The following is a 20,960-nucleotide window of genomic DNA, read 5'->3' on the forward strand; positions in this document are numbered from 1 at the left end:
GCTCCTGGCCGTTCCGCGTCCGCCCGGGTGCGTTCGAGACCGTGGCGAGTTATCTGCAGCGTCTGCGCGTCGCAAACCTCGTGAGCGACGCTGCGTGGGGCGCGTGGGTCGCGCCCGTAGTGCGCGCCACCGGCCTCACCAAGCCCGCGGCTCTCCCCCTCATCGTCGAAGCCGTCGCCGGACTGCGCCCCGGGCACTTCGAACGCGACCACGCTGCCCTGCCGCATCACCCAGACGGAACCCGCTGCGGGAACTGCGCCACCGGGCTCGACGAAAGGTTCGCCTGTGTGCGTTGCCACCCGGGACAGCGCGTCGCACAGGGTTCGCACGACGGCCCGCGGGTGTGCGCCAAGCACATGATGTGGGTCGGCCCCGGCACGGCGCCCGAGCAGCAGCATGTCGTCGGTGTGGACGCGCTCCGCGCCGACCGCATGTATCGGCGCCTCCGACGGCAGGGCCTCCTTGATGCGCAACGCCTTGCAGAAGTCGTCGGGTGTCTCGAGGTGTGGGAGGCCTCGTCCGACGTGACGCTGACCTCGGTCTCGCGATTCACCCTCGCTGTGCGGCTGGCGAAGATTGCTCTTCACCCTCACGCCATTGACGCCCTCGCTTCACACGACAGCGACGCGGCCATCCGCTACTCGCGCCTTGCGTCGGATGCCGAGCGAATTGTCGGAACCGACGACTGCATCGTACTCATCGACGCACTGTGGCTGCTGGTCCGTGCGGCGGGCCACCACGACCAGGACGAGCCGCACGCGTTCGTCTGCACGCCGAAACCCGAGAACGTCGACGAGCGGGCAGAGCTCGAACAGCTCCGCAGCTCCTTTTACCCGCGGGGACTCCATCTGCACATGTCGCAGTTCGTATCCACAGACGTCGCCGGCACACGGCAGTCACGTGCAAAGAAAGGCATCTCGAACAACTACGTGTGCTCTCGCGGGCACCGATTCAACCAGACTCTGCAGCAACTGCGAAGGGTCAAGAAGGCGGTGGGTTGCCGTGTGTGTGCAAACAAGGAGGCTCTCCAAGGATTCAACTCGCTCGCCGACACGCACCCCCACCTAAGTCGCTTCTGGCACCCCTCCGCGAATGGCGACCTGCGTCCTGAAACGGTCGTCGCCGGGTCGGACACTGAGGTGATGTGGACGTGCGACGAAGGACACGAGTACCCGATGGTGATTCTCGATAAGGCCAAGAGGAACGCAGGGTGCTCCGTCTGTTCGAACCACCGGGTGGACCCTCGGGTTAACGCGTTCTCGGTCACTCACCCAGCAGCCGCCGCCACCTGGCACCCTGACCGCAACGGTGACCTCACCCCGAACGACTTCACCTCGGGTTCGTCCCGTGAGATGTGGTGGCGGTGCGAGGAGGAAGGGCATGACTTCCCGATGACCATTTACTATCGGTGCCGCGGCGACAAGTGTCAGGTCTGCACCCGAAAGAGGGCGCATCCCACGACTTCCTTCGCTGCCACCCACCCGCGGGCGGCTTCGCGCTGGCATCCGACGAAGAACGGCACGGTGCTCGCCTCCGACGTCCTCTTCGGGACGAAGAAGAAGTACTGGTTCCTGTGCGAGGAGGAAGGTCACCACTACGAAGCACCGGTCATCACCCAGTCGCGCGGCGGTGGTTGCAACATCTGCACCGGCCGCGTCGTCGACGAGCAGAACTGCATGCGGACTCTGCGCCCTGACCTCGCCCGTGAATTCCATCCGACCGCGAACGGTTCGTTGACTCCGGACAACACTTACGCGTCCACGTACAAGAAAATCATCTGGGTGTGCGAGCACGGCCATGACTGGTCGGCGACCGGCCTGAACCGAGCCAAGGGCACGGGTTGCCCGTTCTGTGCCAACTTCTCCTGCTGGACCGGGTGGAATGACATGGCCACGACGCGGCCCGACCTCGCGGCGGACTGGGACTGGGACATGAATGGGGAGCTCGACCCCACCACGGTCATGGCTGGCACTGGCAAGCGCATCGCCTGGAAGTGCGCCACCTGCAGTCACCGATGGCCTGCCCGCGGTAACGACCGCGTCCGCGGGAGCGGGTGCCCGGAGTGCTTCCGAACGAAACCCCGCCGCCGCCAGCGCTGAGTGGTCGGTTGCCCTCGTGAGGCCCGCGCGCGGAAGCGAGTGTCCACGCACTCCTCTCCTGGGTCTACACCGCCGGATGCACACGTGTCGTTACCCCTGAGTTTGACGCCTTTCCGAGTACCGCCGCCACGAACGCGTGACGGCGGACCTCTCACGGTCGTCTGCCGACCGGTTCAACGTCCTTGTGCAAGGGCGAGGATAGCTCACGCGTTTCCGCTACTGTCACCGCATTCCCCCACACCCAGCATCGGAACGTCTCGCCCTCTGCACGGAACGCGATTCCGGCCGCAAGCGGGGTCGAGCGCATCAACACCGCATCGACACGGATCGCTTCCGGCCCGAACCTCACCCAAGCCTGCACCTTTGTGTAGGGCCGCGGGTAAATCGTCACCGGGTGCTCACGGAGCGCGAGCTCTCGGTCACTCAACGACTGCAGTGGGCCTGCCCGCGACGCCTGAATGATGGAACGGTGCTGCATCTGCATGTCGTATAGCGGCGCAAGGCGCTTGCTGGTCCCCATGGCCGGTGATCCTTCCTCCGGCCGGACTCGTCGAGCATAGAGGAGAGCGCCGACATCACCGACGGTGTCGGTGATTCTCGATATAACGGACCCATGACTGAAGCAGTCTTCTGGTCCGCCGTTCAAGGCATCGGCACCGTTATCGCGGCCGTCGCCGCCATCATCGCCCTCATCATCGCGGGAAGCCAGCTCCGCCAGCTCATCGCATCAAACCGGCTTCTCGCCGAGTCGAACGACGCGATGGTCGAATCAAACATTGCGGTCACCCGCCCTTACGTCATAGTTGACTATCAGTTCCGGCCGTCGGTAAGTCGGCGAGGCGGGACCACAGGTAGCTCAGTGTTCGTCGTCATCCGCAACGACGGACGCACCCCCGCGCACAACATCACGATGAAGGTCGACCGCCCGTTCACTCCCGTATCCAAGCCCGACGGGGAGGGATGGCGAAAGAGCCTGGAGGATCTGAACCGAATGATGAATGGCGAATCGGTGATCCGCTCCCTCACCGCGGCCCGCCCGCTGAAGTACTACATCGACGACGAAGCCCTATTCGGAGTGAGTGACGAAGCCGCTCCGCGTTGGAGCGTGCAGGTATCGTACGAAGACGCTGAGGGCCGAGCGTTTCGAGAGACCTTCCACCTCGATGTCGAGCCATGGCGTCGATCCATCGCCGAAGCGGACCCGCTCATCCAGGCCGGCAAGTACATCGAATCAGTCGCCTACGAGGTCCGTGACGTCAAGCAGGCGATTCGAAGCAAGCAGTCGACCTTCACGGTCGAGCCACGCATCTTCACGGACCGCGGAAACGGACAACGTCATCGGCGCCGCGTCGAACGACTGCGTGGCAAGGGTCAGCGCGCGTAGAGCTCTGCGTCGAGCGACGACTCCAGCTTCCAGATAGTGCGGAGGTCGGGCCATGACTCACCCAGCAAGATCTTTCGAATGGTCCCCTCATCGATGCCCGCGGCGCGCGCGACCTCTCGCACTGAACGCTCTCCAATGGCTGCTTTCAGGTTCAGAGCAAACCGACGTGCTGCCTCTCCGACGGGATCAGTCGACGGCGCGTCCGGCCACCGCGAAGAGAGCATGGCTGGTGTCTCCCGTGCTTCCTTACGTGCCATCTCACAGCCTCCGAACCTGCGATCCCAGTGTTTGCCGGGATCAACTACGTCGTCTTGGATCACCTTCGTCTGAGTGGTTCAACTTCGATTGGAGAGAAAGCACCTTCAGTGACGGCCAATATCACTCGACCAGCAGCGCGGGCTCCTCGAGCACGGAGGCGACGTCGGCGATGAAGCGGCTCATGCCGTCGCCGTCGATCACGCGGTGGTCGAAAGACCCGGCGACCGTGGTCACCCAGCGCGGGCGCACCTCGCCGTCGACGACCCACGGCTTCTGGCTGATGGTGCCCATCGCCACGATGCCGGCCTCGCCGGGGTTGATGATCGGGGTGCCGGCATCCATCCCGAACACACCGATGTTGGTGATCGTGATCGTGCCGCCCTGCTGATCGGCCGGCGGCGTCTTGCCCTCGCGGGCCGTGATCGTCAGGCGGTTCAGCGCCCGCGCCAGGTCCTTCATGCTCAGGTCCTGCGCGTCTTTGATGTTCGGCACGAGCAGGCCGCGCGGGGTGGCGGCGGCGATACCGAGGTTCACGTAGTGGCGCACGGCGATCTCGGCACCGGCATCCGTCTCGATCCAGGCGGCGTTCACCATCGGCGTGCGACGAGCCGCCCAGATCACGGCGCGGGCGACGATGAGCAGCGGCGAGACCTTGATGTCGGCGTAGTCGGGCGAGGCCTTGAGCCGCTTCACGAGTTCCATCGTGCGGCTCGCGTCGACCTCTTTCCACACCGTCACGTGCGGAGCCGAGTACGCGCTCTGCACCATGGCAGAGGAGGTGGCCTTGCGCACACCCTTGACCGGGATCGACTCGGTGCGGTCGTCGCCGGCGGCGGAGGGACGGGTCGCGGTGAGGCCCCGCGCGAGTCCGGCCGGAGCGGCCTGGGGCGCGGGCACGGTCTCTTCACGGACGTCGCCCCACTCCGGCGTCTCGATGTTGCGGAAGACACTCGCCTGCGAGGCGTGTTTGACCACGTCGTCCCGGGTGACCTCGCCGTCGGCACCGGTCGCGGCGACCGCGGTGAGGTCGACGCCGAGATCGCGCGCGAGCTTGCGGATCGGCGGCTTGGCGATCACGCCCACCGAGGAGCGCACCGGACGCTCGGCCGGGCGCTTGCGGCGCGAGGTCGCACCGCCGCCCGTGCCGTAGCCGACGAGCACCGAGCCGCCGCCCTCCTCCGGCGCGGGGGCCTCGGCCGTCGCGACGACGCCGGGGCCGGCATCGTCACGGGCATCCGTCACGAAGGTGATGATCGGCGCACCGACCTCGACCGTCGCCCCCTCGGCGACGAGCAGCTCGCCAACGACGCCCGCGTGCGGAGACGGCAGCTCGACGAGCGACTTGGCCGTCTCGATCTCGCAGATGACGTCGTTGATCGCGACCGTGTCGCCCGGGGCGACCTTCCAGGCGACGATCTCCGCCTCGGTCAGGCCCTCCCCGACGTCGGGGAGGTTGAAGTTCTGCGTGCTCATGATTGATCCTCTCGTGGACCGTGTGCACAACTCCTCAAAAGCGAGGCGAATCGCCCTGACTCAGGCGCATCGGAGCCCCGCTCGCTGGATTTCTGAGGAGTTGTGAACATGGAACGTCGGTCAGTAGGCCAGGGAACGGTCGACGGCTTCGAGGATGCGGTCGGCATCCGGGAGGTACACGCCCTCGAGCTTCGCCGGCGGGAACGGGGTGTCGTAGCCGGAGACGCGAAGCACCGGCGCCTCGAGCGCGTAGAAGGCGCGCTCCATGACGGTGGCCGCGATCTCACCGCCGATGCTGGCGAAGCCCTGGGCCTCCTGCGCGTAGACCATGCGCCCGGTCTTGCGGATCGAGTCCAGGATGGGCTCGTAGTCGACCGGAGAGAGCGAGCGCACGTCGACGACCTCACAGCTCGTGCCCTCGGCTTCGGCGAGCGCGGCGGCCTGCAACAGCGTGGTGACCATGGCGCCGTGGCCGACGAGCGTCACGTCACTGCCGGTCCGCACGACGCGCGAGGAGTGCAGCGGAACGGCGGAGGCGTCGAGGTCGACCTCGCCCTTCTGCCAGTACCGGCTCTTCGGCTCCATGAAGATCACGGGGTCGTTCGAGGCGATCGCCTCCTGGATCATCCAATACGCGTCGTTGGGCGTCGACGGCGACACCACGCGCAGGCCGGGAGTGTGGGCGAAGTACGCCTCCGGACTCTCCTGGTGGTGCTCGACCGCGCCGATGTGCCCGCCGTAGGGGATGCGGATCACGATCGGCATGCTGAGCGCGCCCTCGTGCCGGTTGGTGAGCTTCGCGAGCTGCGTGGTGATCTGGTCGAACGCCGGGAACACGAATCCGTCGAACTGGATCTCGATGACCGGGCGGTAGCCGACCATCGCCATGCCGATCGCGGTGCCGACGATCCCGGACTCGGCGAGCGGGGTGTCGAGCACCCGACGGTCGCCGAAGTCGCGCTGCAGGTGCTCGGTCACACGGAACACTCCGCCGAGCTTGCCGATGTCCTCGCCCATGAGCAGGACCTTCGGGTCGTTCTCCATCGCCTTGCGCATCCCCGCGTTCAGCGCCTTGCTGAGCGGCATCGTCTCGAGGGTCATCGGGCTTCTCCTTCGAACGACGCCTCGTACTGCGCGTGCCAGGCCTTCTGCTGATCGATCAGCGGATGCGGTTCGCTGTACACGTGGTCGAACATCTTGCCGACGCTGGGGGGTCCGAGCTCGACGCTGCGGGCGCGAAGGTCTTCCGCGGCATCCGCCGCCTCGGCCTCGACATCGGCGAACAGCTGCGCGGATGCACCGCGGTTCTCGAGGAACGCGCGCATCCGGACGATCGGGTCACGACCGGCCCAGTACTGCTCCTCGTCGCTGCCGCGGTATTTCGTCGGGTCGTCGCTCGTGGTGTGCGCGCCGAGGCGGTAGGTGACGGCCTCGATCGCCTGCGGGCCCTTGCCGCTGCGGGCCTCGTCGAGTGCCACCCGCGAGACGGCGTAGCTGGCGAGCACGTCGTTGCCGTCGACGCGGACGCTCGGGATGCCGTATCCGGCGCTGCGCTGCACGAGCGGGACGCGCGACTGCGTCGACACCGGCACGGAGATCGCCCAGTGGTTGTTCTGCAGGAAGAAGACGGTCGGCGCCTGGTAGCTCGCGGCGAAGACCATCGCCTCGTGCACGTCGCCCTGGCTGGAGGCCCCGTCGCCGTAGTAGGTGATGACGGCTTCGTCGCGGTCGATCTCACCCGTGCCGGTGCGCCCGTCGAAGACGAGCCCCATCCCGTAGCCGGCGGCGTGCAGCACCTGCGAGCCGAGCACGAGCGTGTAGAGCCGCGTGTTGCCGTTCTTCGGGTCGGTCGGGTCCCACCCGCCGTGGGAGACGCCGCGCATCAGCTTGATGATGTCGACCGGGTCGACGCCGCGGATGCGGGTGACGGCGTGCTCGCGGTACGAGGGGAAGATCGTGTCCTGCGCACGGGCCGCACGACCGGATCCGACCTGCGCCGCCTCCTGCCCGCGACTCGGCGGCCACAGGGCGAGCTGGCCCTGCCGCTGCAGGTTCGTCGCCTGGGTGTCGATCGCGCGGATGACGACCATGTCACGGTAGAACTGCTCGAGCTCCGCATCGCTGATCGCCTCGATCAGGGGGAGATACCGCTCGGCGGCGGCGGACGGCGCGAACCGTCCGGTCTCGTCCAGAACGCTCACAAGGGGGGTCTCGGGGGTGGTCACGCTCTCACGCTACCCGCGTCGGCATGCCCGGTCACGCATACCTAGGACACCCTCGTAACTGCCCGGAAGCCGGAGAAAACCGCGGAAAGCCGCGGCGAGCGCGGATCAGCGAACCGCGGCGGCGACCTCGAGCACGCGGTCGAGGGAGGCTTCCTCGCCGACGGAGATGCGGATGCCGTCGCCCGAGAAGGGACGCACGATGAGGTCGTTCTCGACGAACGCGGCAGCCACCTCGTCGGTGCGCTCGCCGGCCGGCAGCCACACGAAGTTGGACTGGGAGTCGGGGACGTCCCAGCCCTGCGCGCGGAGTCCTGCCACGAGACGGGTGCGCCGCTCGACGATGACGGCGACGCGCTCGAGCAGCTCGCCCTCGGCGTCGAGGCTCGCGATGGCGGCGTTCTCGGCAGCGGAGGTGACCGAGAGCGGGATGCCGGTGGTGCGTGCGGCGTCCAGCACCTTCTCGTGGCCGATCGCGTACCCGATGCGGAGGCCGGCGAGACCGTAGGCCTTCGAGAAGGTGCGCAGCACCACGACATTCGGGTGCTGGTCGAACACGCGCTCGGCGAGACCGTCGACGGCATCCGGTGCGGTCACGAACTCGGCGTACGCCTCGTCGAGGATGATCAGGATGTCGCTCGGGACACGCTCGACGAAGGCCGCGAACTCGGCCGAGGTGATGATCGGTCCGGTCGGGTTGTTCGGGGTGCACAGGATGATCGCGCGCGTGCGCTCGGTGACGGCATCCGCCATCGCGTCGAGGTCGTGGCGGGAGTCGGCGGTGAGCGGCACCTGGATTCCTGTCGCACCGGCGACGAGCGGAAGGCTCGGGTATGCCTCGAAGGAGCGCCAGGCGTAGATGACCTCGTCGCCGACGGAGGCGGTCGCGAGGATCAGCTGGTGCAGGATCGAGACGCTGCCGGAGGCGACGTGCACCTGCTCGGGGTCGACGCCGTAGCGCGCACCCAGGCGCTCACGCAGACGACCGGCGGTGGCGTCCGGGTAGCGGTTGATCGGGGTCGTGCGCTGCAGCGCTTCGAGCACCGACGGCAGCGGATCGAACGGGTTCTCGTTGCTGGAGAGCTTGAACGCATCGGGTCCTGCCTGCTTGCCCTGTCGATACGGCGCAAGGGCAGCGATGGCGGGGCGGATGCGGGGCAGGATCGGCTCGGTCACGGGTCGAGTCTACGAGGGTGACGGAGGCGGGGATGGCCCGGGATGGCCCTGTTCACGCGACATCTGCGGTGGTACCATTTTGGTATGGCGATGACAGTGCGACTTCCCGAAGAACTCGATGTACAGCTGAGTGAGCTGGCATCGCGACGACACACGTCCAAGCATGCACTCCTGATCGAGGCCGCAGATCGATTTCTCCGCGAAGAGGTGACGACAGAACAAGCGGTGACGATCGCCCGAGGCGTGGCCGACCGGTACGCCGATCTCCTCAAGAAGCTCGAAGACGCGTGACGCGGTACGTGGAGCTTCCGCACGCCGTGGGAGTCGCCGAGGAACTGGGCCTCCACATCCGAGACATCGGGTTGCTCTCCTCGGCGCTAGCCAGGCCGTCGAGTTCTATGTTCGGCGTCGAGGCCTATCCGGATCTTGAGGTCAAGGCCGCATCTCTGCTGTCATCCCTGAGCCAGAATCACCCGCTGTTCGATGGGAACAAGCGCTTCTCCTGGGTTCTCACCCTGACGTTCCTCGAGATGAACGGTGTCCTCATCGATATGGACACGGAGCTTGCTTTCGACTTGATCCTTCGGACGGCACAGAGCAAAGCCAGCCTCGATGAGATCGCCGCCCTACTCCGCGACCATCGTCGCTGAAAACAGCAGTGGGTAACGACACCGCAGGCTGACTCTCGCCGGCGTCCGTGCGACACTGGTCGGACTATGCGCTTCATCATCCGCGTCGTCGTCAACGCCTTCGCCATCTGGGTCGTCACGCTGATCCCCGCCCTCCAGGTCACGATCAGGGCGTTCCCGCCCGGCGAGACCCTGCAGGTGGTGCTGACGCTGCTGGCGGTGGCCGCGATCTTCGCCATCGTCAACACGATCATCGGCACGGTCGTGAAGATCGTCGCGTTCCCGCTCTACATCATCACGTTCGGCCTGATCGGTTTCCTGATCAACGGATTCCTGCTGTGGCTGACCGCGTGGATCACGAGCGGCTTCGGCTGGGGCCTGACGGTCGGCGACTTCTGGTGGGGCGTGCTCGCCGCGCTCATCATCTCGGTGATCAACGGCATCTTCGGCTTCATCCTGCGCCCGCAGAAGAAGGCCGCCCGCCGCGACTGAACCCGGCGACTGAGCCCGGCGACTGAGCCCGGCGATCACGCCGGAACGTCGAGGCGAAGCGGACTGATCTCGGCGAGGAATCCGAAGTCGCGGTCGCCGTGCAGGAGCGGGATGTCACGGCGAATCGCGACGGCGGCGATCAGGCAGTCGATCATGCTGCGGATCGGGTGGCCGTTGGCCGCCGAGGCTCATCGCGGTCACTGCTTCACCCGCTCGGCATGGAACTCGGTGCGTTCGATCTCGACGGCATCGCCGAGCTCCCGCCAGTACGCGTCGAGCGCCTCGGCACGCGGATCGGACGAGTCGTCCACCATCTGTGCGGTCTCGATGTAAGCCTCGAGCGCGTGCGGCTGCAGCGACAGGTCGTACAGGCCGTCCTGCGGGTCGACTTCGCGTGTCGCGGTGAAGCTGTCGGGAGAACCGGTGCCCGTGGCCGATCCTCCCGCAGCGAGCTTCGCGACGACGTCGTCGGAGTGCGAGAGCTGGATGAGAGTCTGGCCGTCACCGAGCGACGACTCCTGCGGGCTTCCCGCCGTCAGCTGCATCGCGACGTCGTAGTCGCTCTCCATCGCGAGGTGCGCCGCGATCATCCCGCCCTGCGAGTAGCCCACGATGTCCACCCGGTCTCCGGGCTCCGCGCCCGCGGCGGCCAGCGCGTCGACGGTCGCCTGATACGACGCCGACCGCTGCCCCTGATAGAGCTCCAGGTTCGACTTCATGTCCCACGGATCCTCTTCGCCACCCTCCCAGGGCACGGAGTTCTGCGTCCCTTTGACGTAGGTCACGTAGCGGGTCGCGCCGTCGGCCATGGTGTACTTCTCGACCGCCACCTGCGCACTCGACGACGGCATGCGCTTCAGTGCACCGGCCACGCCCTTCGGCGCACCGGCCGGGGTCGATGTGGCGGTCGGAGTCACCCGCACGGGATCTGCGGCCCCCGTGAGCCGGGCTCCCGACGGCACCTTCCCGAGCGTGGACGTGAGGCCGGCGAACGCCCCGGCCAGGAGCAGTGACGGCAGCAGTCCGAAGACGCCCATCGGTTCGGGCACGCCTCCGTGACGTCGCCCCGCCCAGTCGGCAACGAGCCAGTCGGCCATCACTCCGACGCGCGCGTCGCCGTCGAGGAGTCGATGGATACGCGCCCGAAGGGCACTCGCGCCCGCGCGATCCCCCAGGGCGAGAGCTTCGGCCTCCGCCCGAAGCTCCACCACCTCGAACGCGTCCGCCATCAGGAGGGTGCCCGCGCAGGCATCCTCGAGTTCGGCACGCAGCTCTCCGACACGCTCCCCGCTGCGATGCAGCGCACCGATATCGACCTGCGGGGCGGCCTCCGGCGCAGAGGCCAGGAGCGCACCGGCGCGGGCGATCGCGGCCCGAGCCTCCTCGCACTGCGTCGCCACCGTCTGCATCCGGGAACCGACATCGCGCAGCTGCTGGGTGTCGACGGCGATCACCCCGCCGTGCCCGATCTCCAGGCCGCTCATTCCGCTCCTCCGGCGTTCAGCTCCCACTGACGCACGTGGAGATGCCCGATCTCGGCGCCGCAGTCTTCACGCAGTCGTGCCAGCCGCTCATGCAGGGCGCGGAACCCCTCGGACTCCCAATCCGACGCATCGACGAGCGACACCAGCACGGCTCCCGCGTCTTCGATCAGCGAGATCGCCGAACCGATCTCGCGACTGGTCAGCATCCAGACCCAGCTGGCCTCGGAGGCGATGGCATGATTCTGCGCGAGGGAGTACATGGCCCTCAGCCTCTGCGTTCGACGGGTCCGGGCCCGACCGGATTCTCGCGGTCAGTGGAGAGAGGAAACCCGGATCTGGGTGTGCAGAGAGGGCGCGCCTGAGCACCCCGCGCTGTGCAGGATCGTCGGAGGCGGGCAGAATGTATCTGTGACATCCCCGGATCCCTTCCGCGTGATCTTCGTCTGCACGGGGAACATCTGCCGCTCTCCCATGGCCGAGGTCGTCTTCCGCGACCTCGCCGAGCGGCAGGGACTCGGCTCGCGTATCGTCTCGCGCAGCGCCGGCACCGGCGACTGGCATCTGGGCGAGCGCGCCGACGACCGCACGATCGACTCCCTCGCCCGGCGCGGATACGACGGCTCTCGGCATCGGGCGCGCCAGTTCACCGCCGCGGCTTTCGCCGACAACGACCTCGTGGTAGCGCTCGACCGCACCCACGAGCGCATCCTGCGGGAGTGGGCGCACGACGAGGACGAGGAGGGCAAGGTCACGCTGCTCCTCGCGTTCGACCCGGACGCCTCCACCCATGACGTCCCCGACCCGTACTACGCGGGGGCGGCGATGTTCGATTCGGTGCTCGGTATGATTGAGGCGGCGACTCGGGGCCTGTTCCGCCAGCTCGAACCCGCTCTCCGTCTCCCCCGCTCGCCCCGAACCTTCGGGGCCTCATCAGGAGGACTCCCCTGACTTTCCAGCCTTCGCTCCCGCCGCAGCCCCTGAGCCCTCTCGACGGTCGCTACCGCGGCGCCGTCACCGGTCTCGCCGACTTCCTCTCCGAGGCGGGGCTCAACCGCGCACGGGTCGAGGTCGAGGTGGAGTGGCTGATCGCCCTCACCGACCGCTCGCTGTTCGAGACGACCCCGCTGTCGGATGCCGACAAGGAACGCCTGCGTGCGCTGTACCGCGACTTCGGGCAGGCCGAGATCGACTGGCTCGCCGAGAAGGAAGCCGTCACCCAGCACGACGTGAAGGCCATCGAGTACCTCGTGCGCGACCGCCTCTCGACGCTCGGACTCGACGCCATCGCCGAGCTCACGCACTTCGCCGCCACCAGCGAGGACATCAACTCCGCCTCCTACGCGCTCACCGTGAAGCGCGCCGTGGAGGAGGTCTGGCTGCCGGCCCTGGACACCGTGATCGCGAAGCTCCGCGAACTCGCGGTCGAGCACGCCGACGCCGCGATGCTCTCCCGCACGCACGGCCAGCCCGCGACGCCCTCGACCATGGGCAAGGAGATCGCGGTCTTCGCATGGCGCCTCGAGCGCGTGCGCGGCCAGATCGCCGCATCCGACTACCTGGCCAAGTTCTCGGGCGCGACCGGCACCTGGTCGGCGCACCTGGCGGCCGACCCCGACGCCGACTGGCCGACCATCGCCCGCGAGTACATCGAGGGCCTCGGACTCGGCTTCAACATCCTCACCACCCAGATCGAGTCGCACGACTGGCAGGTCGAGCTCTACGACCGCGTGCGCCACGCCGGCGGCATCCTGCACAACCTCGCCACCGACATCTGGACCTACATCTCGCTCGGCTACTTCGCGCAGATCCCGGTCGCCGGGGCCACCGGCTCGTCGACGATGCCGCACAAGATCAACCCGATCCGCTTCGAGAACGCCGAGGCGAACCTCGAGATCTCGGGTGCCCTGCTCGCCTCGCTCGGTCAGACCCTGGTCACCAGCCGCCTGCAGCGCGACCTCACCGACTCCACCACGCAGCGCAACATCGGCGTCGCGTTCGGGCACTCGCTGCTCGCCCTCGACAACCTGCGCCGCGGCCTCAATGCGATCTCGCTCTCGCGCGACGTGCTGCTGGCCGACCTCGACGTGAACTGGGAGGTGCTCGCCGAGGCCATCCAGACCGTCATCCGTGCCGAGGTCGTCGCCGGTCGGTCCACGATCACCGACCCGTACGCCCTGCTCAAGGAGCTGACGCGCGGCCACCGGGTGGGCGCCGCCGACCTCGCCGAGTTCGTGCAGGGGCTCGAGATCGGCGATGCCGCGAAGCAGCGCCTCCTCGCGCTGACTCCGGCCACGTACACCGGCATCGCCGAGCGCCTCGCCCGCTAACACGCGCACCCGCACCCGGTCCCGGTCCCGGTCCCGGTCCCGGTCCCGCCACGCAGGATCGCCGAGTGCACGGCTTGTTGCCGAGTACACCGCCGATTCACGCAGGGTTCCCGTGCAGTCGACACGATCCCGTGCACTCGGCGACGGATGGCGGGAGCGGGGGAGCGGGCGCGGGGGAGCGGGAACGGACGCGCAGCGGGCTAGGAGGCGGGTTCCCCGGAGTGGTCCTCGACCTTGTCCTTCGGCATGAACGCGGCGGCGAGCAGCGTGAGCAGGGCGGTTACGGCGACCGCGACGAACACCCAGACCGATGCGTGGATGATCGTGTCGGGGTCATCGGGGCCGGCGCCCTGCGCGATGGCCGCGTTCGAGATCGCCCCGAACACCGCAACTCCCACGGCGCTGCCCGCTGAGCGCGCGAACGCATTCATGCCCGTCACGGCTCCGCGCTCGCCCCACCCCACGGAGGACTGGGCGGCGATGAGGGTCGGCGCGGCGCTCCACCCGAGCCCGAACCCGAGGACGAACGCGATCAGCGACAGCACCCAGGGGTTCGGCCAAGCCGACACCGAGGCGAGGACGATCGCCGCGACCGAGGCGATGCTCATCCCGATGAGTGTGGTGCGACGGAACCCGATGCGCAGATACAGACGCCCCACGTTCGCTGCGGCGATCGGCCACCCGAGCGTCAACGCGGCGACCGCCAGACCCGACAGCAGTGGCGCGATGCCCAACGAGCCCTCGAGGTAGGCGGGGGCGAAGCTGGTGACGCCGATCATGAGCGCGCCCACCCCGAGCGAGACGAGGGTGGTGGTCAGGATCAGCGGCCTCGCCGCGAGGCGGAGGTCGACGATGGGCTCCGCGACGCGGCGTTCGACCATCGCGAAGAGCACGAGAGCCACGATGCCGATCCCGAAACACAGGGCGCTCTGGACGGAGATCCACGCCCAGGCGTTGCCCCCCTCGAGCATCCCGAGGATCAAGCCCGTCAACCCGACCGTGAGCAGCACGGCTCCGGCGTAGTCGATCCGGTGCCGCTCGGTCTGCTTCTGCTCCTTGTACTTGAGCTGCAGCATCCAGGCCGCGATCAGACACAGCGGGATGTTGACCCAGAAGATCCAGCGCCACGCGTCGAGCTGGGCGAAGACGCCGCCGAGCGCCGGGCCGACGACGGAGGAGATCGCCCACACACTCGCGATGTACCCCTGCACCTTGGCGCGCTCGGCGACGGTGTAGATGTCTCCGACGATCGTCATGGCCATCGGCGCGACCGCCCCCGCGCCGAGCCCCTGGATGATGCGGAAGACGATCAGCGCGGGCATGCTCCACGCGAAGCCGCAGAGGATCGAGCCGAGGAGGAACAGGGCGATGCCGAGCAGGATGATCGGCTTGCGGCCGACCGTGTCGGCGAACCGGGAGTAGATGGGGACGCTCACGGCCTGCGCCAGCAGATACACCGAGAACAACCACGGGAACTGCTGATAGCTGCCGAGATCGCGGACGATGCTGGGCACCGCGGTGGCGAGGATCGTGGCATCGATCGCGATGAGCCCGGTCGCGAGCATCAACGCGCCGAGGATGGGGCCTCTCGGCGACCGGAGTCCGATGGAGGCGCGGTCGACGGAGGCAGTCACTTCAGGGACAAGCCCCGTGGCGCCGGGACTATTCCGACGAGTGCCGCGAAAGGCGCGGCTCCCTCGCCCGTCACGAGGACGACGTGCGGCCGGGCTCGTCGCCCTCCGCCTCGCCCTCGGGCTCCGGGTCGTACAGCACCGGACGGTCGATGGTCTTGGTGACGTCGGCGGGGTCGACCGCGAGGATCAGCATCGCCAGGATCAGCAGAGTGACGATGAACGCCCCTCCGCCGACGACGAGCCCGAGCGCGATCGGCGTGAGCCCGTCGTAGGTGCCGTTCGCGATCGCCGTGTTCACACGCGTGGTGAAAGCGCCGGTGGAGACGAGCGTGACAACCATGGCGAACACGCCGCAGCCCAGCGCGATCAGCAGGAGGTGCAGCGGGCGCAGGATGTCCCGACGGGTGGGCTTCTCGTCGCTCATCGCTCTCCTCCGTGCTCCGCAGGGGCGGTGCTGTCGTTCGATTCGGTGGCCGCGGCGGCGGCATCCACCCGCTTCGGGGTGAGTCCGGCGATGCCGAGGAAGACCGCGACGATCGCCGCGTAGCCGCCGAACATGCCGACACCGAGGATGATGCCGGACAGGACGAACGTGCCGGCCTTCTCGATCGTGTACTCCTGCAGGAATCCGGCCGGGATCAGCAGCAGGACGACGCCCAGCAGCACGCCCAGCGCGCCGACGGTGATCGCGTCGCGCGAGAGCGGATCAGCGGTACGACGCGAGCGGATGCCGGCGAGGATCTCGATGCCGCCGCTCACGATCGCCCAGGAGGACACGACGATGAAGAACAGGTCGTCGGATCGCCAGGCCGGGATGCCGCTCACGCCACCGGCGACGACGCCGAGCGCGGCGAGCAGGATGTACGACCAGCGCGAGCCCGCCGGGAGCACCAGCCAGGCCGCGAGCAGCTGCACGAGCGCGGTGGTGAAGACGAAGCCGCTGAAGACCGAGAGGCCGACAGGAGCGGAGTGGTCCGATGAGAACGTGATCATCAATGCGGCGACGGCGGCGAACAGCGCGCGCAGCAATTGCACGTGGCGCATGGTGAATGCGCGAACAGGGGCAGACATGACGGTCCAGAGTCCTCCGGGGTGTTCCTCCCAGTCTACGCGGGGGCGCGGAGCCGCAGCGCCCGCGGGCGTGCGGAGGAGGATTCGTGAAGCCCGGCTGATCTCCCCAGATCGATTGCCGGGCTTCACGACGTACGCAGCAAGGGGGGCATCACTGCGTCAGGCCGGCCTTCGCAGGGTCGGGCACCCTGCCTGCGATGACGGCCAAGTGACCCCACATGCCCACCCGGTCCCCTGAGGTGCGCGCGTGCGGTCGTATGCTCACTTTAGGGCGGTGGTCTTCACATACCGGACGGGGGCTGTGATGAGTTACGAGTATGACGAACGCAGGTCCGTATCCGATGCCTTCGCGGCGGCCCTGCGCGACGCGATCAACGCGAGGCACGTGACCCTGTCCTGGCTGCATCAGCAGCTCAACATGCGCGGGAACCGCGTGTCGATGGCCACGCTGAGCTATTGGCGCTCGGGCGCGCGACGCCCGGAAGGTGCGCAGTCGCTCGCCGCGCTGGTCGACATCGAAGACCTCCTCTGCCTCGACGCCGGGGCGCTGCGTCGACACCTCGGCCCCACGAACCGGACAGGTCCCCTCGGACCGAACCGGTTCCCCCTCGACGAGGAGGAACTGGAACGTGCTGTCATGGTCGCCTTCGACGCGCTGGGCGCCTCGTACCCCGACACCTCACGCGAGCTGACGACCCACTCCGTGACCGACGTCGACGCCGACGGCAACGTCGCGTTCAGCATCACCCGCAGCATCGTGCAGTCCACGATCGGCACCATCACGGCCATCCCGTTCCTCGAGATCTCGCCGGGAGTCAGCACGCCGGCACCGATCCTGAGCGCGGTGTCCGGCGGACGCATCACCGCCCGGTACTCGCACCCCGACGGCGAGGTGCACGGGGTGCTCTTCGAGCTCGACGTGCCCCTGACCGCACCGGACACGGCGATGGTCGAGTGGTCGGTGACGTATCCGCCCGACTACCCGCCGATGCGGGACACCGGTCACGCCCTGGCACAGAAGGCCAGAGAGCTGCTGGTGTGGACGCGGTTCCACCCGGATGCCGTGCCGGACTGGTGCGAGGAGCGGGTCGAGACCCCGGAGGGCGTCACCGTGACCGCGGTGCCGCTCACCCGCGGGACGTCGGTGCACCTGGTGCGGCGCGCGTTCGGTCCCGGCGCGCTCGGGCTGCACTGGGGGTACGGCACACGGGAGGATCAGCCGGGCTGATCTCCCGTGGCGACCGGCCGGCCCGGAGTGTTGGACCACTGGCTCCACGAGCCGGGGAAGACCCGGGCGTCGATGCCGACCTCGTGCAGGACGAGTGCGGTGTGGGCGGCCGTGACGCCGGACCCGCAGTAGGCGGCGACCGGCGTGCCGGGTGTCACCCCGATCTCGGCGAAGGACGCCAGGATCGTCTCGCGGTCGAGGATCCGGCCCGCCGCATCGAAGTGCACGGATTCGGGGAGGTTCCGCGCGCCGGGGATGTGTCCGGCGACCGGGTCGTACGGCTCCGACTCGCCGCGGTACCGGTCGGCCGCTCGCGCGTCGATCAGCACGCCAGACTGCGGGAATGCGGCCGTCTCGTCGATCGACAGCGCGTCGCCGCCGATCTCGTCGAGCACGACATCGCCGGGCTCGGGCACCACATCATCGGTCGCGACCTCGAAGCCTTCGGCCTGCCAGCCCCGGATGCCGCCGTCGAGCACACGCACATCGACACCGCCCTGGCGCAGCAGCCACCAGGCGCGTGCCGCCGAGATGCCCGTGAAGTCGTCGTAGGCCACGACGGTGTCGCCCGCACGGACGCCCCAGCGACGAGCCGCGGCCTGGAGGGTGGCCGTCGACGGCAGCGGATGCCGCCCCTCCGACGGTTCGCCGTGGGTGGCGAGCTCCGTGTCGAGCGCGGCGAAAACGGCACCGGGGATGTGGCCCGTCAGGTAGTCGTCATGCCCGGCGTCGGGCCGATCGAGCCGCCACCGCACGTCGATCACACGCACCGGCGCGCCTCGGCTCAGCAGGTCATTCAGCTCGGATGCACTCACGAAGTCGCTCATCCTGCGAGGCTACCGAGTCTGCGGCAGCATCCGGTTCGGGGCCGTCTTATCCCGTCACGATCCGCGCGACTATGCTCGATCCGGCAACGTCGAGGAAGGGGCAGCGATGCCCTCTCGTCTTCGGTGGATGCGGCTCCGCCCGCAGGAGGCCGCACTCATCGCGATCACCGCGGTGTGGGGCGGCACGTTCCTGCTCGTGCACTGGGCGATGGAGCACTCGGGGCCCTGGTTCTTCGTCGGCATCCGGTTCCTGATCGCGGGACTGATCAGCGTCGTGATCTTCCGCCGCGTGCTGCGCGGCATCCGCTGGCGTGATGTCGGCGCCGGCGTCGCGATCGGCGTCATGATCTACCTCGGCTACGGGCTGCAGACGCTCGGGCTGCAGACCATCGACAGCAGCACCTCGGCCTTCATCACCGCGATGTACGTGCCGCTGGTTCCGTTCGCGCAGTGGGCCGTGTTCCGAAAGCGACCGCCGGCCACGGCCTTCGCGGGTGCCGGGCTGGCGTTCGTGGGGCTGCTGCTGATCGCCGGGCCCGACGCCTTCGCGCTCACCCTCGGCATGGGCGAGATCGCGACCATGATCAGCACTCTGCCCATCGCGGCCGAGATCATCCTGATCAGCCTGTTCGCCGGGAAGATCGACCTCGGCCGCATCACCGTCATCCAGCTGCTGACCGCCGGAGTGCTGGGGCTGCTCACGATGCCGGTGGTGGGTGAGGGCGTGCCGGAGTTCTCATGGATCTGGGTCGGCTGCGCGGTGGGGCTGGGTGCGGCGAGCTGCCTGATCCAGCTGACCATGAACTGGGCGCAGAAGTCGGTCTCCCCCACCCGCGCGACCATCATCTACGCCGGAGAGCCGGTGTGGGCAGGGGTCATCGGGCGCATCGCGGGTGAGCGACTGCCCGCGACCGCGCTCATCGGCGGAGCGCTCGTCGTGCTCGGGATCCTCGCGAGCGAGCTGAAGCTCGTGCGGCGGCGGCGGCGAGCGCAGGCGCAGGAGCCGGGGCCGGGGCCGGGAGCCCCCGAAGCCCCGGCACCTTCCGACGGCCAATCGCATCTCTGACGGCCGGATCTGGTCGATCCGGCCGTCAGAGATGGATTTCACCGCACGAAGCGCGGGGCGGTGCGCAGAGTGAGGGTGCCGACGCAAGGTCAGCGGCGGGAGTGCTCCGCGTCAGTCACGTGCTCGAGCCACGTCGTCGACGTCGCGGGGTCATCGGCGTTCTCGATCATCGCGATGTGCGACATGAAGCAGTCCGCGGTGGCGCCGTGCCAGTGCTCCTCCCCCGGCGGCGTGTAGATGGTGTCGCCGGGCCGCGCCTCGACGACCGCGCCGTCGCGGGTGCCGCACAGCGCCGTCCCCTCGGTGACGCGCAGGAACTGTCCGCGCGCGTGCGAGTGCCAGGCGGTGCGCGCACCGGGGGCGAAGCGCACCAGACCGGCGAACATCCGCTGATCGCCCTCCTTCGGCGCGGCGATGACGTCGAGCCAGACGTCTCCGGTGAACTGCTCCGGCGGATTCTTCACCGTCGGGGTGCGAGGTTCGATGTGCATGAGATCTCCTTCGGATGTTCGGATGTTCGGATGTGCGGATGCGCGGAAGTCGGGCTTTCAGACCGTGAGCAGCACCTTGGTGGCGCGACGCTCGTCCATCGCGCGATATCCCTCGGCGGCATCCTCGAGTGGGAGGGTGAGGTCGAACACCTTGCCGGGGTCGATCTTGCGGTCCCAGATGAGCTGGATCAGCTGGGGCAGGAAGCGCCTCACCGGCGCGGGGCCACCGTGCAGATGCACGCCGGAGAAGAACAGCTCCTCGCCGGGCAGTGCCACGTCGTGCGAGACGCCGACGTAGCCGACATGTCCGCCGGGACGCGTCGAACGGATCGCCTGCATCATCGACTCCTGCGTGCCGACCGCCTCGATCACCGAGTGCGCGCCGAGCCCGTTCGTGAGCTCCCTGATGCGCGCCACGCCCTCGTCCCCGCGCTCTTCGACGATGTCGGTGGCGCCGAACTCGCGCGCCAGTGCCTGCCGGTCGGCGTGCCGGCTCATCGCGATGATGCGCTCGGCCCCGAGTTCGCGGGCGGCGAGGATGCCCAGCAGGCCCACCGCTCCGTCACCGACGACGGCGACCGTCTTGCCGGGTCCGGCCTCGGCGGCGACCGCCGCGAACCACCCCGTGCCGAGCACGTCGGATGCCGCGAGCAGCGAGGGGATCAGGTCGGCGTCGGGCTGCCCCGGCGTGACGACGAGCGTGCCGTCGGCGTGCGGGATGAGCGAGTACTCGGCCTGCGTGCCGTACTTCCCCATCGGGACGACGTGCACGCAGCGGGACTGGTATCCCGCCTGGCAGATCTCGCAGGTGTTGTCCGAGGCCATGAACGAGCCGACCACGAAGTCGCCGACCTTCAGGGTCTGCACCTCGGCGCCGATCTCCTCGACGACGCCGACGTACTCGTGCCCCATCGGGGTGTGATCGACGTCGTCGTCGCCGCGGTACGGCCACAGGTCCGACCCGCAGATGCAGGTCGCGGCGAGCCGGATGACGGCATCCGTCGGCCGGGTGATCGTCGGCTTCTCGCGCTCCTCGACCCGGACGTCGCCGGGGGCGTACATGACTACTCCACGCATTCTTACTGCTCCTTCTGTCGTG

The 20,960-nt window shown here is 68.4% G+C and carries 24 protein-coding genes; 9 read left to right on the forward strand and 15 right to left on the reverse strand.

Going from position 1 to position 20,960, the window contains the following annotated elements; all coding sequences use genetic code 11:
- The first annotated feature begins 41 nt into the window (after positions 1–41).
- Entirely contained in the window at positions 42–2,099 is a 2,058-nt protein-coding gene (locus OC372_RS11025) for a zinc-ribbon domain-containing protein (RefSeq protein ID WP_262002027.1), read from the forward strand.
- Between the two features lie 151 nt (positions 2,100–2,250).
- Here OC372_RS11025 and OC372_RS11030 read toward each other — a convergent pair whose 3' ends face one another.
- On the reverse strand, positions 2,251–2,619 hold the full coding sequence (locus OC372_RS11030; RefSeq protein ID WP_262002029.1) for a hypothetical protein: 369 nt from the start codon (positions 2,617–2,619) through the stop codon (positions 2,251–2,253).
- 93 nt (positions 2,620–2,712) lie between these two features.
- On the opposite strand from OC372_RS11030, the gene OC372_RS11035 reads away from it, so the two are divergent.
- Positions 2,713–3,483 (forward strand): hypothetical protein, encoded by a 771-nt coding sequence (locus tag OC372_RS11035; RefSeq protein ID WP_262002031.1) that lies wholly within the window; start codon positions 2,713–2,715, stop codon positions 3,481–3,483.
- Here the strand turns inward: OC372_RS11035 and OC372_RS19375 are convergent.
- The 5 genes from OC372_RS19375 to OC372_RS11055 all read right to left on the reverse strand — a co-directional run bounded on the left by OC372_RS19375 (position 3,471) and on the right by OC372_RS11055 (position 8,612).
- Positions 3,471–3,740 (reverse strand): helix-turn-helix domain-containing protein, encoded by a 270-nt coding sequence (locus tag OC372_RS19375; RefSeq protein WP_410054862.1) that lies wholly within the window; start codon positions 3,738–3,740, stop codon positions 3,471–3,473. The genes OC372_RS11035 and OC372_RS19375 overlap by 13 nt on opposite strands.
- Positions 3,741–3,861: 121 nt before the next feature.
- Positions 3,862–5,214, reverse strand: a complete 1,353-nt coding sequence (locus tag OC372_RS11040; RefSeq protein WP_262002033.1) for a dihydrolipoamide acetyltransferase family protein — start codon at positions 5,212–5,214, stop codon at positions 3,862–3,864.
- Between the two features lie 120 nt (positions 5,215–5,334).
- Positions 5,335–6,315 (reverse strand): alpha-ketoacid dehydrogenase subunit beta, encoded by a 981-nt coding sequence (locus OC372_RS11045; protein WP_091032185.1) that lies wholly within the window; start codon positions 6,313–6,315, stop codon positions 5,335–5,337.
- Positions 6,312–7,439 carry a thiamine pyrophosphate-dependent dehydrogenase E1 component subunit alpha gene (locus tag OC372_RS11050; protein ID WP_105711709.1) on the reverse strand — a complete coding sequence of 376 codons (1,128 nt, stop codon included), beginning with the start codon at positions 7,437–7,439 and terminating at the stop codon, positions 6,312–6,314. Before OC372_RS11050 ends, OC372_RS11045 begins: the two co-directional genes overlap by 4 nt.
- A 105-nt stretch (positions 7,440–7,544) precedes the next feature.
- Positions 7,545–8,612 (reverse strand): histidinol-phosphate transaminase, encoded by a 1,068-nt coding sequence (locus tag OC372_RS11055; protein ID WP_262002035.1) that lies wholly within the window; start codon positions 8,610–8,612, stop codon positions 7,545–7,547.
- Positions 8,613–8,696: 84 nt separating this feature from the next.
- On the opposite strand from OC372_RS11055, the gene OC372_RS11060 reads away from it, so the two are divergent.
- The 3 genes from OC372_RS11060 to OC372_RS11070 all read left to right on the forward strand — a co-directional run bounded on the left by OC372_RS11060 (position 8,697) and on the right by OC372_RS11070 (position 9,733).
- Positions 8,697–8,903: a ribbon-helix-helix protein, CopG family gene (locus OC372_RS11060; protein ID WP_091032192.1), complete on the forward strand. Its 207-nt coding sequence runs from the start codon at positions 8,697–8,699 to the stop codon at positions 8,901–8,903.
- On the forward strand, positions 8,900–9,262 hold the full coding sequence (locus tag OC372_RS11065; protein ID WP_262002037.1) for a type II toxin-antitoxin system death-on-curing family toxin: 363 nt from the start codon (positions 8,900–8,902) through the stop codon (positions 9,260–9,262). The genes OC372_RS11060 and OC372_RS11065 overlap by 4 nt, the downstream gene beginning before the upstream one ends.
- A gap of 66 nt (positions 9,263–9,328) precedes the next feature.
- A complete protein-coding gene (locus OC372_RS11070) occupies positions 9,329–9,733 on the forward strand; it encodes a phage holin family protein (RefSeq protein ID WP_029264370.1) in 405 nt (134 codons plus the stop codon).
- A gap of 35 nt (positions 9,734–9,768) precedes the next feature.
- On the opposite strand, the gene OC372_RS19380 is transcribed toward OC372_RS11070, so the two are convergent.
- From OC372_RS19380 to OC372_RS11080, 3 genes are read right to left on the reverse strand one after another with little or no spacing between them, the layout of a single operon-like run.
- The gene (locus OC372_RS19380) at positions 9,769–9,888 is read right to left on the reverse strand and encodes a hypothetical protein (protein ID WP_410054863.1); all 120 of its coding nucleotides are present in this window, start codon (positions 9,886–9,888) and stop codon (positions 9,769–9,771) included.
- A gap of 42 nt (positions 9,889–9,930) precedes the next feature.
- Positions 9,931–11,217, reverse strand: a complete 1,287-nt coding sequence (locus OC372_RS11075; protein WP_262002039.1) for a hypothetical protein — start codon at positions 11,215–11,217, stop codon at positions 9,931–9,933.
- Positions 11,214–11,477 (reverse strand): hypothetical protein, encoded by a 264-nt coding sequence (locus OC372_RS11080; RefSeq protein WP_262002042.1) that lies wholly within the window; start codon positions 11,475–11,477, stop codon positions 11,214–11,216. The genes OC372_RS11075 and OC372_RS11080 overlap by 4 nt, the downstream gene beginning before the upstream one ends.
- A 148-nt stretch (positions 11,478–11,625) precedes the next feature.
- Between OC372_RS11080 and OC372_RS11085 the strand changes: the two genes are divergently transcribed.
- Positions 11,626–12,165 carry a low molecular weight protein-tyrosine-phosphatase gene (locus OC372_RS11085; protein WP_029264367.1) on the forward strand — a complete coding sequence of 180 codons (540 nt, stop codon included), beginning with the start codon at positions 11,626–11,628 and terminating at the stop codon, positions 12,163–12,165.
- A complete protein-coding gene (gene purB, locus OC372_RS11090; protein WP_262002105.1) occupies positions 12,162–13,544 on the forward strand; it encodes an adenylosuccinate lyase in 1,383 nt (460 codons plus the stop codon). Before OC372_RS11085 ends, purB begins: the two co-directional genes overlap by 4 nt.
- Before the next feature lie 200 nt (positions 13,545–13,744).
- Here the strand turns inward: purB and OC372_RS11095 are convergent, their stop codons facing one another.
- From OC372_RS11095 to OC372_RS11105, 3 genes are all read right to left on the reverse strand, one after another.
- Positions 13,745–15,178 carry an MDR family MFS transporter gene (locus OC372_RS11095; RefSeq protein ID WP_105711715.1) on the reverse strand — a complete coding sequence of 478 codons (1,434 nt, stop codon included), beginning with the start codon at positions 15,176–15,178 and terminating at the stop codon, positions 13,745–13,747.
- A 70-nt stretch (positions 15,179–15,248) separates the two neighbouring features.
- The gene (locus OC372_RS11100) at positions 15,249–15,602 is read right to left on the reverse strand and encodes a hypothetical protein (protein ID WP_029264364.1); all 354 of its coding nucleotides are present in this window, start codon (positions 15,600–15,602) and stop codon (positions 15,249–15,251) included.
- Entirely contained in the window at positions 15,599–16,249 is a 651-nt protein-coding gene (locus OC372_RS11105) for an acyl-CoA synthetase (protein WP_262002045.1), read from the reverse strand. Before OC372_RS11105 ends, OC372_RS11100 begins: the two co-directional genes overlap by 4 nt.
- Before the next feature lie 304 nt (positions 16,250–16,553).
- Here OC372_RS11105 and OC372_RS11110 point away from each other — a divergent pair, with 304 nt between their 5' ends.
- Positions 16,554–17,477 carry a hypothetical protein gene (locus OC372_RS11110; protein WP_262002047.1) on the forward strand — a complete coding sequence of 308 codons (924 nt, stop codon included), beginning with the start codon at positions 16,554–16,556 and terminating at the stop codon, positions 17,475–17,477.
- Here OC372_RS11110 and OC372_RS11115 read toward each other — a convergent pair.
- A complete protein-coding gene (locus OC372_RS11115) occupies positions 17,465–18,304 on the reverse strand; it encodes a sulfurtransferase (protein ID WP_262002049.1) in 840 nt (279 codons plus the stop codon). The genes OC372_RS11110 and OC372_RS11115 overlap by 13 nt on opposite strands.
- Before the next feature lie 106 nt (positions 18,305–18,410).
- On the opposite strand from OC372_RS11115, the gene OC372_RS11120 reads away from it, so the two are divergent.
- Positions 18,411–19,370 (forward strand): DMT family transporter, encoded by a 960-nt coding sequence (locus tag OC372_RS11120; protein ID WP_262002051.1) that lies wholly within the window; start codon positions 18,411–18,413, stop codon positions 19,368–19,370.
- Positions 19,371–19,459: 89 nt separating this feature from the next.
- On the opposite strand, the gene OC372_RS11125 is transcribed toward OC372_RS11120, so the two are convergent.
- Both OC372_RS11125 and OC372_RS11130 read right to left on the reverse strand, forming a co-directional pair.
- Positions 19,460–19,861, reverse strand: a complete 402-nt coding sequence (locus tag OC372_RS11125) for a cupin domain-containing protein (RefSeq protein WP_262002054.1) — start codon at positions 19,859–19,861, stop codon at positions 19,460–19,462.
- Between the two features lie 57 nt (positions 19,862–19,918).
- Positions 19,919–20,938: a zinc-dependent alcohol dehydrogenase family protein gene (locus tag OC372_RS11130; RefSeq protein WP_262002056.1), complete on the reverse strand. Its 1,020-nt coding sequence runs from the start codon at positions 20,936–20,938 to the stop codon at positions 19,919–19,921.
- Positions 20,939–20,960: the final 22 nt, after the last annotated feature.

Origin of the sequence: Microbacterium sp. Mcb102 (assembly GCF_024519805.1) — a bacterium.
In the GTDB taxonomy this organism is placed as follows: domain Bacteria; phylum Actinomycetota; class Actinomycetes; order Actinomycetales; family Microbacteriaceae; genus Microbacterium.